This window comes from Prauserella oleivorans, assembly GCF_042685745.1.
Taxonomy (GTDB): Bacteria; Actinomycetota; Actinomycetes; order Mycobacteriales; family Pseudonocardiaceae; genus Prauserella_A; species Prauserella_A oleivorans.
In genome coordinates this window covers 4,730,691-4,743,726 of sequence record NZ_JBHUNT010000001.1, presented here as the reverse complement: position 1 = coordinate 4,743,726, position 13,036 = coordinate 4,730,691, and the positions used below count along the sequence as shown (strand labels likewise).

14 protein-coding genes are annotated in these 13,036 nt (G+C 70.5%); 8 read left to right on the top strand and 6 right to left on the bottom strand.

Features of this window, described 5'->3' with window-relative positions:
- Nucleotides 1–5 precede the first annotated feature (5 nt).
- On the top strand, nucleotides 6–299 hold the full coding sequence (locus ACFSZT_RS23325; RefSeq protein ID WP_377384029.1) for a hypothetical protein: 294 nt from the start codon (nucleotides 6–8) through the stop codon (nucleotides 297–299).
- A gap of 31 nt (nucleotides 300–330) precedes the next feature.
- A complete protein-coding gene (locus ACFSZT_RS23320) occupies nucleotides 331–1,047 on the top strand; it encodes a Clp protease N-terminal domain-containing protein (RefSeq protein ID WP_377384032.1) in 717 nt (238 codons plus the stop codon).
- 10 nt (nucleotides 1,048–1,057) lie between these two features.
- Here the strand turns inward: ACFSZT_RS23320 and ACFSZT_RS23315 are convergent, their stop codons facing one another.
- Complete coding sequence (locus tag ACFSZT_RS23315; RefSeq protein WP_377384034.1) at nucleotides 1,058–1,687, bottom strand: DUF305 domain-containing protein; 630 nt, start codon at nucleotides 1,685–1,687, stop codon at nucleotides 1,058–1,060.
- Nucleotides 1,688–1,833: 146 nt separating this feature from the next.
- Between ACFSZT_RS23315 and ACFSZT_RS23310 the strand changes: the two genes are divergently transcribed.
- Nucleotides 1,834–3,252, top strand: coding sequence for an LVIVD repeat-containing protein (locus tag ACFSZT_RS23310; protein ID WP_377384037.1), 1,419 nt, complete (start codon nucleotides 1,834–1,836; stop codon nucleotides 3,250–3,252).
- A 9-nt stretch (nucleotides 3,253–3,261) separates the two neighbouring features.
- Here ACFSZT_RS23310 and ACFSZT_RS23305 read toward each other — a convergent pair whose 3' ends face one another.
- From ACFSZT_RS23305 to ACFSZT_RS23295, 3 genes are read right to left on the bottom strand one after another with little or no spacing between them, the layout of a single operon-like run.
- Nucleotides 3,262–4,779, bottom strand: coding sequence for an alpha-amylase family glycosyl hydrolase (locus ACFSZT_RS23305; protein WP_377384040.1), 1,518 nt, complete (start codon nucleotides 4,777–4,779; stop codon nucleotides 3,262–3,264).
- A gap of 6 nt (nucleotides 4,780–4,785) precedes the next feature.
- Complete coding sequence (locus tag ACFSZT_RS23300) at nucleotides 4,786–5,187, bottom strand: globin (protein WP_377384043.1); 402 nt, start codon at nucleotides 5,185–5,187, stop codon at nucleotides 4,786–4,788.
- A gap of 44 nt (nucleotides 5,188–5,231) precedes the next feature.
- A complete protein-coding gene (locus ACFSZT_RS23295; protein WP_377384046.1) occupies nucleotides 5,232–6,251 on the bottom strand; it encodes a mechanosensitive ion channel family protein in 1,020 nt (339 codons plus the stop codon).
- A gap of 167 nt (nucleotides 6,252–6,418) precedes the next feature.
- On the opposite strand from ACFSZT_RS23295, the gene ACFSZT_RS23290 reads away from it, so the two are divergent.
- Complete coding sequence (locus tag ACFSZT_RS23290) at nucleotides 6,419–7,156, top strand: HNH endonuclease (protein WP_377384049.1); 738 nt, start codon at nucleotides 6,419–6,421, stop codon at nucleotides 7,154–7,156.
- Nucleotides 7,157–7,261: 105 nt separating this feature from the next.
- Here the strand turns inward: ACFSZT_RS23290 and ACFSZT_RS23285 are convergent, their stop codons facing one another.
- Entirely contained in the window at nucleotides 7,262–7,600 is a 339-nt protein-coding gene (locus ACFSZT_RS23285) for a hypothetical protein (RefSeq protein ID WP_377384052.1), read from the bottom strand.
- A gap of 277 nt (nucleotides 7,601–7,877) precedes the next feature.
- Between ACFSZT_RS23285 and ctaJ the strand changes: the two genes are divergently transcribed.
- Nucleotides 7,878–8,117 carry an aa3-type cytochrome oxidase subunit CtaJ gene (gene ctaJ, locus ACFSZT_RS23280; RefSeq protein WP_377384055.1) on the top strand — a complete coding sequence of 80 codons (240 nt, stop codon included), beginning with the start codon at nucleotides 7,878–7,880 and terminating at the stop codon, nucleotides 8,115–8,117.
- On the top strand, nucleotides 8,104–8,601 hold the full coding sequence (locus ACFSZT_RS23275; protein ID WP_377384057.1) for a DUF5130 family protein: 498 nt from the start codon (nucleotides 8,104–8,106) through the stop codon (nucleotides 8,599–8,601). The genes ctaJ and ACFSZT_RS23275 overlap by 14 nt, the downstream gene beginning before the upstream one ends.
- Nucleotides 8,602–8,669: 68 nt before the next feature.
- Here ACFSZT_RS23275 and pepN read toward each other — a convergent pair whose 3' ends face one another.
- Nucleotides 8,670–11,231 (bottom strand): aminopeptidase N, encoded by a 2,562-nt coding sequence (gene pepN / locus ACFSZT_RS23270; RefSeq protein ID WP_377384060.1) that lies wholly within the window; start codon nucleotides 11,229–11,231, stop codon nucleotides 8,670–8,672.
- A 157-nt stretch (nucleotides 11,232–11,388) separates the two neighbouring features.
- Here pepN and ACFSZT_RS23265 point away from each other — a divergent pair, with 157 nt between their 5' ends.
- Entirely contained in the window at nucleotides 11,389–12,012 is a 624-nt protein-coding gene (locus ACFSZT_RS23265; protein ID WP_377384063.1) for a mycothiol-dependent nitroreductase Rv2466c family protein, read from the top strand.
- Nucleotides 12,013–12,159: 147 nt separating this feature from the next.
- Entirely contained in the window at nucleotides 12,160–13,020 is an 861-nt protein-coding gene (locus ACFSZT_RS23260) for an alpha/beta fold hydrolase (protein ID WP_377384066.1), read from the top strand.
- The last annotated feature ends 16 nt before the right edge of the window (nucleotides 13,021–13,036 follow it).

The following is a 13,036-nucleotide window of genomic DNA, read 5'->3' as shown; positions in this document are numbered from 1 at the left end:
AGACCATGACCGAACACGAACGGGCTCCCGAAGACCCGACCGCGGAGTGGTTGCAGAGCGTGCGGGCGGAGGAAACGCCCTGGCGCGTCGACCGGCCCCCGCGGGAGCGACCGGCCGTCGAGCCGGAGGCCGGCGCCTCCGCCCCGGCCGCGGTCCCCGTTCCCACCGCGCAGACGGTCGCGCGGGCGGTGGGCGCGGCGCTGCCCGGCGTTCCCGGATCCATCCTTGTCGCGTGGGCCGCCGCCGAGGCCTTGGACGCACTCGACGACGGGGGCGGATGCGAGGCAACTGTAGGTTGACGGTACAGAATCGTCAACCTACAGTTGACGCATGACGCACTCGATCAAACTCGACGACCTCATCAACGCCATCAAGAAGGCGCGGCCCGACGTCCTGGACCAGCTCTCCGACGCCGTCGTCGCCGCCGACCATCTCGGGGAACTCGCCGACCACCTCATCGGGCACTTCGTCGACCAGGCGCGCCGCTCCGGCGCGTCGTGGACCGACATCGGCAAGAGCATGGGCGTCAGCAAACAGGCAGCGCAGAAGCGGTTCGTACCGAAGGCCGACCCCGGTGAGCTCGACGCGAACCAGGGCTTCAGCCGCTTCACGCCACGAGCCCGCAACGTCGTGATGGCGGCACATGAAGAGGCGAAGAGCGCTCGCCATGCCGAGGTGCAGCCGGAACACCTCCTCCTCGGCCTGCTCAGCGAGCCGGAGGCGATCGCCGCGAAGGTGCTCGCCGCACAGGGCGCCGCGGCGGAGGCGGTGCGCGCGGCGGCCACCGCGGCGCTGCCCGCACCGGTCGAGCAGCCTCCCGAGCTGGTTCCCTACTCCCACTCGGCGCGCAAGGCCCTCGAACTCACCTTCCGCGAGGCTCTGCGGCTCGGCCACAACTACATCGGCACCGAGCACATGCTGCTCGCCCTGCTGGAACTGGAGAACGGTGAGGGCGTCCTCGCCGGGCTCGGCGTGGACAAGGCCAGGGCCGAGGCCGACATCACGACCGCGATCGCCGAGGTGGTCGCGCGGCTGAAGGAGGACTGAGCCGCCGCGGTCAGGAGCCGAGCAGCCGCCGCAGGTGGCCGATCTCGTCGGTCTGCCCGGTGACGACGTCCTGAGCCATCGCCACGGCCCGCGGGTCTACGCCGTGGGCCAGCTGGTCCTCGGCCATCGTCAGCGCGCCCTCGTGGTGGGTGATCATGAGCCGGAGGAACTGCCGGTCGAACTCGGCGCCCTCGGCGGCACGCAGAGCCTCGAGCTGCTCCGGGGTGGCCATGCCCGGCATCCGGGCGTGCCCGCCGTGCCCGCCGTCGGCGTGGCTGTGGCCATGGTCGGCCAGCCACGAGCGCATCAGCGTGATCTCCGCCTGCTGCGTGGCCGCGATCCGTTCGGCGATGGCCTTGACCTGTGCGTTGCTCGCCCGGTCGGCGACCAGGTCGGTCATCGTGATCGCCTGCTGGTGGTGCGGGATCATCATCCGGACGTAGGCGACATCGGCCTCGCTCGGCGCGCCGGCACGCCGGTAGTCGCCTGCCTCCCCGCCCGGGACCACCGTGGCCTGCTCGCCGGGCCGGCCGGGCACGATCACGCCGGTCGTGTCCCGCCGCGGCTCGGGGGCCTCGCCGGTGCAGCCCGCCGCCAGACAGAAGAGCGCGGCCACTGCCGCCGCCAGCCGCCTTCCCATGCGCGCCAGCGAACCCGGCGGCGCGGGGGAAGTCAACAGCGGCCGGACGGGCGCCGTCGAAACCATCCATTCGTCGCTATCCGGTGCCCGGTCCCCGGACGACAATGGTGTGCACTTTCGCCGGCGAGGGAAGAGGAGTCTTCACCATGAATCCACGCGGACGTCGTCGGTGGAACCGGGTTGTGATCGTGGCCGCCGCCGCGCTGCTCGGGGGCACGATCGCCCCGGCCGCGGTCGCGCAGGAGACCCCCGGCGTGGACGAGATCGTGCACAGCCCCAACATGCGCCAGCTGGCGAATATCCCGAAGCAGGCGCCCTTCGACACCGAGCAGGCGTTCGGCACGGACATCGCGTTCACCGACGACCACGCCATCGTCGGCAACTACGACGGGTTCACCGTCTACGACATCAGCAAGCCGAAGAAGCCGCGCATCGTGAGCCAGGTCGTCTGCCCCGGTGGCCAGAACGACGTGTCGGTGTCCGGCGACCTGTTGTTCCTGTCGACCGACTACGCCCGGACCAACGATTCCTGCACCAGCGAACCCGCCCAGGCGTCCGATCCGGACTCCTGGGAAGGCATCAAGGTCTTCGACATCAGCGACCTGTCGGCGCCGGAGTACGTCGCCGCGGTACGGACCGACTGCGGCTCGCACACGCACACGATGGTGCCCGACCCCAGCCGTGGCTCGGTGTTCGTCTACGTCTCCTCGTACTCACCCGCGCCCGAGCTGCCGAATTGCCAGCCACCGCACGACAAGATCTCGATCGTCGAGGTGCCGGTGGACTCGCCGGAGGACGCGGAGGTCGTCGCCACACCCGTGTTGTTCCCCGACGGCGGCAACCCCGGCGGCGACAACCCGGACGGCACGCGGCGCTCGGCGACCACGGGTTGTCACGACCTCACCGCCTACCCGGAGAAGAATCTGATGGCGGGCGCGTGCATGGGTGACGGTGTGCTGTTCGACCTCTCCGACAAGCTCAACCCGCGTGTGCTGGACCGGGTGCAGGACAACGAGAATTTCGCGTTCTGGCACTCGGCTACGTTCAACAACAGCGGCACCAAGGTCGTCTTCACCGACGAGCTCGGCGGCGGTGGCCTCCCGACGTGCAACGCCCGGTTCGGCCCGAACCGCGGCGCGGACGGCATCTACGACATCACGGGTGAGGGCGTGGACAAGGCCCTCGAGTTCCGCAGCTACTACAAGATCCCGCGCCACCAGACGGAGACGGAGAACTGCGTGGCACACAACGGATCACTGATCCCGGTCGCCGGCCGCGACATCATGGTCCAGTCGTGGTACCAGGGTGGCGTGTCCGTGTGGGACTTCACCGACTCCGCGAACCCGAAGGAGATCGGCTACTGGGAGCGTGGTCCGCTGTCCGACACCCAGCCGATCACCGGTGGCACCTGGTCGGCGTACTACTACAACGGCCACGTCTACTCGTCCGACATCCAGAAGGGCCTCGACGTGCTCGCCGTCAACGACCCGCGGACAGCCCCCGCGAAGTCGGTGCGCTACGACGAGTTCAACGCGCAGACACAGCCGAGCTACGGCCGGGGCTGAGGGGCCCGTTCACGACCGGGGGTCGAGCCACGCGGCGGCGTCCGCAGGCAGCCTGCCGTCCACCAGCGGTGCGCTGGCGAGCAGGACCTCGCCGCGTGGCACGGGCACCGGCGCGGCCGAGGTGTTGAGCGCGCACACAAGCCCACCCGGCCTGCGCCGGTAGGCGAAACAGCCGGGCGGTGCGCCGTACCACTCGAGTTCGGTACCGGCGAACAGCGGACTCTCGCGGCGCAGTTCCAGCGCGTGCCGGTACAGCGAGAGCATCGAGGTCTGGTCCTCGAGCTGGGCCTCCACCGTGTGGTCGGCCCAGTCCGGTGGCATCGGCAGCCACGTGCGCGAGCGGCTGGAGAAGCCGTACGGTGCCGCGGCGCCCTCCCACGGGATCGGCACCCGTGACCCGCGGCCGGGCGGCACGGTGTCGGCGTCCGGCAGTCCGAGTTCCTCGCCGTGATAGATGCTCACGACACCGGGCAGTCCGAGCGTCACGAGCGCCATCGCGCGGGCGCGGTTCACGCCCCGGCTGCCGCCGCCGTAACGGGAGACCAGCCGTGGCAGGTCGTGGCTCGCCAGCGCCCACGCCGGAGGCGCGCCCACGGCAGCCACCGTGGCCAGGCAGCGTTCGATCGAGCTCTGCAGGGCGTCGGCGTCGAACGGCGTCGACGCCAGCCGGAAGTTGATCCCCAGATGCAGCTCGCCCGGGCGCACGTAGCGCGCGAACCGCCGTTCGTCGGGCACCCGGATCTCGCCGAGCGACACGGCGTGCGGATAGGCGTCGAGCACCTTGCGGATGCGCTGGTGCACGTCGTGGACGCCGTCGTCGTCGAACCGCGGGTCGCCCGAGGCGTCGGCGTCCGGCAGCCCGCGCGGCTTGGCCATGCCGTGGGCGGCGGCGATCTGCACGCCGTCGACGCCGAGGTCGAGCCAGAACCGCAGGGTCTGCTCGAAGTCGGCCTGAACGTCCGGGTCGGACCAGTTCAGGTCGGGCTGGTGAGGTCCGAACAGGTGCAGGTACCACTGCCCGTCGGGCACGCGGCTCCAGGCGGGCTCGCCCTCGTCGGTGAGCCAGTTGTTGGGCGGCAGCTCGCCGGTCGGCCCGCGGCCGTCGCGGAAGTGGTACCGATGGCGCTCCGGGCTGTCCGGAGCCGCCGCGAGCGCCGCGGCGAACCACATGTGCTTGTCGCTGGTGTGATTGGCCACCACGTCGACGAGCACGCGCACACCCGCGGCGTGGGCCTCCGCGACGAGGGCCCGCACGGTGTCGAGGTTGCCGAGCACGGGGTCGACGGCGCGCGGGCCCGCGATGTCGTAGCCGTCGTCGGCAAGCGGGGAGAGGTAGAACGGCGTCAGCCGCACCGCGTCCACGCCGAGCAGCTCCAGGTAGCCCAACCGGTCGCGGATGCCCTCGAGGTCGCCGACGCCGTCCCCGTCGAAGTCGGCGAAGGAACGCACGAACACCTCGTACAGGACGGCGTTCTGCCACCAGTGGGCGCCCGCGGGCTCAGTGCGCCGGGCGGGGGCTCTGCGCATGGGGGCTCACGCCCAGCTGTTCATCATCGAGTGCGCGGCCATCTCCAGGTACTGCCACAGCTGGCCGCGGTAGGGCTCCTCGATGCCGCTCTCGTCGACGGCGATCCGCATGGCCCGCAGCCACGCGTCCCGTTCGATCGGGCCGATCTTGAACGGCGCGTGCCGCATCCGCAGCCTGGGGTGCCCGCGCTGGTCGGAGTAGGTGTGCGGGCCACCCCAGTACTGCATGAGGAACAACCGCAGGCGGTCCTCAGCCGGACCGAGGTCCTCCTCGGGGTACAGCGGGCGCAGCACCTCGTCGTCGGCGACCTCCGCGTAGAAGCGCGCGACGAGCTTGCGGAACGTCGGTTCGCCGCCCACCGCCTCGTAGAACGTGCGGGGGTCGACGGCTCCGGGTTCGCTGCTCACATCTGCCACCCCTTCATTCTGCCTGCCTGCCTGCGTCGGCGGCTTCAGGAGCCGTTGGACGAGGAGCCGGAGTTGCTCGGGAACAGCCGGCGCAGCGGCGGCTCGAAGCCCGCCCGCTCGAAGGCCGACATGATCTCCGCCCGCAGCGCGCGCTGCACGGACCACTGCCTGCCCGGCCGGACCTTGACGGTCACCCGCAGGTGCACGGCCTCGGGCGTGACGTTCTCCACACCCAGCACCTCCGGCGGCTCGAGCACGTCGGGTGCCACGGCCGGACGTTGCGCGGCCTCGGCGGCGACCTCCTCGAGCAGGGCCGTGGCCTTGGTGACGTCGGCGTCGTAGCTGAGCGGGATGTCGACCACGCCGACGGCGTAGCCCTGGCTGAAGTTGCCGACCCGGAGCACCTCGCCGTTGCGGACGTACCAGACAGTGCCGTTGAGGTCCCGCAGCGTCGTGATGCGCAGGCCGACGGCCTCGATGGTGCCGACCGCCTCGCCGACGTCGACGACGTCACCGACGCCGTACTGATCCTCGAGCATCATGAAGATGCCGGACAGGAAGTCACGCACGAGGTTCTGGGCACCGAAACCGATGGCGACACCGACGATGCCCGCCGAGGCGAGAATCGGGGCGAGATTGATGCCGAGCTCGCCGAGCACGAGCACGAAGGCCATGCCGTAGACGACCACCGTCGTCACCGACTTGAGCACCGAGCCGATCGTCTTCGCGCGCTGACGGCGTCGTTCGAGGACGACGGGGCCGAGCACCTCGGGAGCACGCTCCCGCAGCGGCCGGAGCAGCGTCGGCAACTTCTTGCCGTCGGAGTCGCCCTCCGGCGTTCGCGTGAGCCGGTCGATCAGCTTGCGGATGGCGTAGCGCACCACGACGGCGATGACGACGATGAACAGAATCCGCAGCGGTTTCGCCACGAGCCAGTTCGCCGATCCCGCCAGCCATTCGTTCCCGGTGAGCCGCCAGATCTGTTGGCACCAGGTGCCCGCTTCCTGAATGCAGGAAGGGGGATCGCTGAGCAGCTGGTCCACTTGGGGAAATGCTCCTTCCATCGTTGTGACGCCGCCCACTTGACTAGCCCCGTTCTGACCCCCGGTGAGGCATGTTGACCACGTCGAGTTCACCCGCAACCGTACTTGGAACGGACACGTTGCCTAACACACGTGCGTTCCAGGGGCGATGTGTGGTCGACTAGGGCTGCACCGGTGGAGGTGGTCGCGTGCCAGACCGACAACCGAGTCCTCGCGGCGCCCATACCCGGCATCCGGCCGGGCAGGCGTCTGAGGCGCTGCTGTGCGCGCCGGGTTCCGGCGTGAGTCTCGGTGGAGCTGCCCAGACCGGGCCGCAGCCGACCGGACCACCGTCGCGCGCAGGCCGCATCACCCGCACGCACGGTGCACGCCGCGCGCGAGATGCCGGCCCCGGTTCGTCGGCGCCCGCCTGGGGCAAGCGCCGGGTGCTCCTGCTCAACGCCACCTTCGAGCCACTGACGGCCTTGCCGCTGCGCCGGGCCATCGTGTTGCTCGTCTGCGGCAAGGCCGAAGTGGTACACGAGGACCCGTCGGGGCTGAGGTTGCACGCCGCGACCATGACGGTGGACGTCCCGTCGGTGATCAGGCTCAGCACCTACGTCCGCGTACCGTACCGGGCGCAGGTCCCGCTGACGCGAGCCGGGTTGATGCATCGGGATCGCTTCCGCTGCGCCTACTGCGGCGGCCGCGCCGAGACGATCGATCACGTGGTCCCGCGCAGCCGCGGCGGCGCGCATTCGTGGCAGAACTGTGTGGCCTGCTGCGCCAAGTGCAATCACCGCAAGGCGGACAAGCTGCTGTCGGAGATCGGGTGGCGGCTGCGGGTGGTCCCGCGCGCGCCGCACGGTCCGCACTGGCGACTGCTCGCGCACTCGACCGAGGCCGACCCGCTCTGGCAGCGCTACCTCGGCGCTCCGGCCGCGTGAGATGTCGGCACCTCGGCGCCCCGGCCGCCTGAGTCGCGGCCGGGCGGCTGCCGTGGTGGTGCGATGTAGCCGGAACGACTGCCGTAGATCCGGTGAGGGGCTGTGTCAGTCCGTGACGCGGGTGCCGGCGGTGACGCGCGTGCCCCGCGTGACGCGGGTGCCGCGCGTACCCGCCGTGACCCTGGTGCCGCGCGTGACCCGCGTACCGCGGGTGACCCTGGTGCCCCGCGTGACGCGCGTGCCGGCGGTGACCCGTGTCCCGGCGGTGACACGCGTGCCCCGCGTGACCCGTGTACCGCGGGTAACCCGCGTACCAGCCGTCACCCGGGTGCCACAGGTGACTCGTGTACCGCGCGTGACCCGCGTGCCGCGGTCCACGAGCGTCGCGGAGTCGGACGAAACGGTGTTGTGGCTCGTCTCGGCGGGGATCAGGACGGTGAACATGAGTCCTCCTGTGACCGGCATCTGGCCTGGTGGGGAAGGGATTGTGCGGCGCAAGGCCCGTACGTGTGAAAAACGTACGAGCATTTCACTGCCCTAACAAGACTGTGGCGACGGGTGCCGCCGCCCGTACGTTGAGTTGCAACCGTCTGCGAACAGCGCTTCAGCCCAACGTGGGATTGCGCGTGCGGCAAGCGGCGGACGGCACCTTTCCCGCGACGAACGGCGACGTGTTGTGCCGCGTGCGGTGGAACCTGCGCACGTCAGCTACCCTGCGCACGTGAGCATCCTCGAGACGACCTTGGTCTTCGCGGGAATCCCGCTCGCCATCTACGGCGTGTTCGCCGTGGTGACCCTGCGCTCGAAGTTCGCAGGCCGGCCACGGTATCGCCCGGGGCAGGAGTGGGACCACCCGCCGATGTGGTGGAGCGCCAGCACGATCAGCACCGGCAGTCCGCAGGACGCGGGCGAGACCGTGCGGCCGTCGACGGTTCGAGGAGGTGCCCGTGGGAACTGGTGAGCTGACCGAGCACGGCAGGTCGACCGGCCTGGAGGGCACGGACCTGCAGCCCGGCATGGCCGTTACGGCGAGCGGTCGCGTGTCCGTGGCCAAGATGTACGAACCGGCTCCGCCAAAAGGACCATTCACCACCCCGCAGCTCACGCGGATCGACGAGGCGCTGACGCTGGCCAGCCGGGAGACCGGGCTCGACTTCAGCATCTACCTCGGATCGCTCGGTGACGACAGCCGCCAGGGCGCCGAGGCGCTGCACGACACCCTCGGAGCGCAGGGCGACAACGCGGTGCTCATCGCGGTGTCGCCGGGCGAACGGGTCGTCGAGGTCGTCACCGGCCACGACGCCATGCACCGGCTGCCCGACCGCGCCGTCAAGCTGGCCGTGATGAGCATGGTCGCCTCGTTCAAGGAGGGCGACCTCACCGGCGGCCTCATCGGCGGCCTGCGCATGATGGCCGACCAGGCGGGTCCTGACCCCAGGCGCTGAGACCCCCCGGAACGGACGACGCCCCGGCACCGAACGCGGTGCCGGGGCGTCGTCGTGCCGGGGGCCGGTCAGCTCTCGTCGAACTCGCGCGCCGCGAGGGCTCGCACGGTCCCGGCCCGGCCCTCCGAGACCAGGCGGCGCAGCGCGGGGGCGTGGTCGCCCTCGAGCCAGGCATCGGCGGCGGCCACGGCGTCCTTCGACACCGCCCACGACGGGTACAGGCCGACGACGGTCGGCTGCGCCCGCTCACTGGACCGGCGCGCCCACACCTCGTCGACGGCGGCGAAGTACGTGGCGACGTACTCGCCCAGCAGGTGCTTCTGCGCCGGGTGCGAGAAGCCGGCGATGATGGCCTCGTTGACGGCGTTGGGCAGCTCGTCGTCGTACACCGCGCGCTGCCACGCCTCGGCCTTCGCCTCGGCGGTGGGCCGCAGCGCCCGCGCGCGCTCGGCGTGCCTGCGGCCGGTGGCCGTGTTGTCCCGCTCGTGCTCGGCGTCGATCTCCGCCTCGGCGGCCTTGCCGTGCGCCACCAGGGCGTGCAGCAGCCGCCAGCGCAGGTCCGTGTCGACCAGGAGGCCTTCCAGCGCGGCCGACCCGTCGAGCCAGCCGGCCAGCACATCGAGCGTCGCGTCGTCGAGCACGGAACCCGTCAGCGCGTTGACGAACGCGAGCTGGTGGTCGGAGCCGGGTTCGGCGGAACGCGCCAGCTCCAGCAGACGCGAGGTGAACGCCGGCCAGCCCTGCTCGCTCGCCCACTTCTCCTCGGCGTAGGAGTTGAGTGCCGTCTGCGCCTGCAGCAGCAGCCGCTGCACCACACCGACCTCGGTCTCGGCGTGGACGCCGCGCAGCACGAGTGTCACGAAGTCACGCGCCTTCAGCTCGGCCTCGCGCGTCATCTCCCAGGCGGCCGACCAGCACAGCGTTCGCGGCAGCGGTTCGGTGATGTCGGCGATCCGGTCGACGAGCGTGACCAGGGAGTCGCTGTCCAGGCGCATGGTGCAGTAGGTGAGGTCGTCGTCGTTGACCAGCACCAGCTTGCCGCGGTCGGCGCCGACCAGCTCCGGCACGTCGGTCTGCTCGCCGTCGACGTCCAGCTCGACGCGCCGGGTGCGCACCAGCTTGCCGTCCACGTCGTCGTAGATGCCGACCGCGACCCGGTGGGTCCGCAGCTCCCCGGCGCCCGGCTTGGCGCCTCCCTGCAGAACGGCGAACGACGTGAACCGCCCGTTCTCGTCGACCTCGAAGCGCGGGCGCAGCGAGTTGAGGCCCGTGGTCTCCAGCCACTGGGCGCTCCACCACGACAGATCCCGGCCCGAGGCCTCTTCGAGCGCACCGAGCAGGTCGCCGAGCGTGGCGTTGTCCCACGCGTGCTTGCGGAAGTACACCTTCAGCCCGGCGAGGAAGTTGTCCAGACCGACGTAGGCGACCAGCTGCTTGAGCACGCTCGCGCCCTTGGCGTAGGTGATGCCGTCGAAGTTCACCTCGACCGCGTGCAGGTCGACGATGTCGGCCGCGATCGGGTGCGTCGAGGGCAGCTGGTCCTGCCGGTACGCCCACGACTTCTCGATGTTGGCGAAGCTCGTCCACGCGCCGGTGTACTCGGTGGCCTCCGCCTGGGCGAGAACGCTGGCGAACGTCGCGAACGACTCGTTCAGCCACAGGTCGTCCCACCAGCGCATGGTGACCAGGTCGCCGAACCACATGTGCGCCATCTCGTGCAGCAGCGTCTCGGCGCGGCGCTCGTAGGCGTAGCGCGTGACGCGGCTGCGGAAGACGTAGTCCTCGAGGAAGGTCACCGCCCCCGCGTTCTCCATCGCACCCGCGTTGAACTCGGGCACGAACAGCTGGTCGTACTTCGAGAACGGGTAGGTGACCCCGAAGTTCTCGTGGTAGAAGGCGAAGCCCTGCTTGGTCTCGGTGAACAGCCGGTCGGCGTCCATGTACTCGGCCAGCGACGCCCGACAGTAGATGCCCAGCGGGATCGTCTTGTACTCGTCGCGGTACTCGTCGCGCCACTCCGCGTACGGACCGGCGATGAGGGCCACCAGGTAGGTCGAGATGCGCTCCGACTCGGCGAAGACCGTGCGCACCGCGCCTTCCGGAGTGTCCTGCTGCGACTCGACGAGCGCGTTGGACACCACCTTCCAGCCCTTCGGCGCGATCACGGTGAGCCGGTAGGTGGCCTTGAGGTCGGGCTGGTCGAAGCAGGCGAACATGCGCTTGGCGTCGGCCGTCTCGAACTGTGTGTAGAGGTACACACCACCGTCGACAGGGTCGACGAAGCGGTGCAGGCCCTCACCGGTGTTCATGTAGCGGCAGTCGGCCTCCACCACGAGCTCGTTGGTGGCGGCGAGGTCCGGCAGCGTCACGCCGTTGTCCTCGACGTACCCCGACACGTCCAGCGGGGAGCCGTTCAGGGTCGCCGAACGGACACCTTCCGCGACGATGTCCACCCACGAGCTCTCGCCGGGTCGCGCCGCCGAGAACGTGATCGTGGTCCTGGAATCGAACGTCTTCTCGCCGGGGCCGCCTCGGCCGTCGGTGAGGTCGAGAACGATGTCGTAGGACTGCACGGTCAGCAGCTCGGCACGCTGCTTGGCTTGCTCACGGGTCAGATTTGGGGCGGGCACGGGCACCTCTGTGCTGGTTGCGGTTGTCTGTCGTTCTGCTCAGCGCATCCAATCATGCGTACGCCACGGACGGCGACGGGGAACAACGGGGGTGTCGCCGCTGTTGCCAGGCGTGAGGGCTATACCCGCCTGCAGCACCGACGAATCAGGAGAGTCCATGACCACAGGGCAACCCGACGGCAAGACGCATGTCGACTTCTACTTCGACCCGGTGTGTCCGTTCGCCTGGATCACCTCCCGCTGGATTCTCGAGGTGGAGAAGCAGCGCGAGCTGGACCTGAGGTTCCGGGTGATGAGTCTCGCGGTCCTGAACGAGGGACGTGACCTGCCCGATGAGTACGTGGAGCTCATGCGCAAGGCGTGGGGCCCCGTGCGGGTCGCCGTCGCTCTGGCCCAGCAGCAGGGTGAGCAGGTGCTGCGCGACTACTACACCGCGTTCGGCACGCGCTACCACAACCAGGGCAACAAGGACATCGACCTGGTCCTCAAGGAAGCGCTGGCCGAGGTCTCCGCGCCCGCCGAGCTGATCGGCGCGGCGACGTCCACCGACTACGACGAGGCGCTGCGCGCCAGCCACCACGAGGGCATGGACCCGGTCGGCATGGATGTCGGCACGCCGACGCTGCACGTGAACGGCGTCGCGTTCTTCGGCCCCGTGCTGTCGTCGATTCCGCGTGGCGAGGACGCGGTCAAGATCTTCGACGGCGCGGTGGCGATGGCGAGCTACCCCGACTTCTTCGAACTGAAGCGCACCCGCACGGGCGAGCTGAACTTCGACTGATCGCACGGCACTGCGCCGGTGACGGTCGGGTGCGCGGCCGCGACCGGATCGCCGCCGCACGAGGCAATCCCGCACCGATCGCCCCTGTGCGCACGCCCGAAGGCCTACGCTGTGCCGAGTCACCACAGGAGGGGGCTCGGCACAGCTATGACCGCACTGATTCTCGAGACTCCCGAGGTGGATCTCGCCTACGACGTCCACGGGCCGTTGCCTGCCGCCGGCGGGCGGCCGCCGCTGCTGATGATCGGTCAGCCCATGGCCGCGAGCGGCTTCGGCACGCTGGCCGCGCTGCTGTCCGAGCGCACCGTGGTCACCTACGACCCGCGCGGGCTGGGCCGCAGCAGCCGCAAGGACGGCCGGACCGACCACGACCCCGTGACCCAGGCCGCGGACCTGCACGCCCTCATCGAGGCGCTTGGGGCCGGCCCGGTCGAGATGTTCGCCAGCAGCGGGGGTGCGGTGACCGCGCTCGCGCTCGTGGCCCGGTACCCGGCCGACGTGCTCACGGTGGTGGCGCATGAACCGCCGCTCATTCCGGTGCTTCCCGACGCCGCCGCGGCCGAGCGCGCCCGCGCCGCGTTCCGGGACGCGTACGAGAAGGGCGGCTGGGGTGCCGGCATGGCGGCCTTCATCGCCATGACGTCGTGGCGGGGCGAGTTCACCGAGGACTACTTCGCGCAGCCCGCACCGGATCCCGCGGCGTTCGGGTTGCCGGCCGAGGACGACGGCTCCCGGGACGACCCGCTGCTCTCCGACCGGTCGTGGGCCGTCAGTGACCACCGGCCCGATGTCGACGCGCTGCGCGCGGCACCGACGCGGATCGTGATCGGCGTCGGTGAGGACTCCTCGGGCACGTTCACCGGACGGGCCGCGGAGGCGACCGCGGCGCTGCTCGGCCAGCAGGCGACGGTGTTCCCCGGCGGCCACGGAGCCTTCCTCGGCGGAGAGTTCGGCACCCCCGGGGTGCCCGAGGCGTTCGCGCGCAGGCTGCGCGAGGTCCTCGGCTGACGGGCTGTGTGTGGCG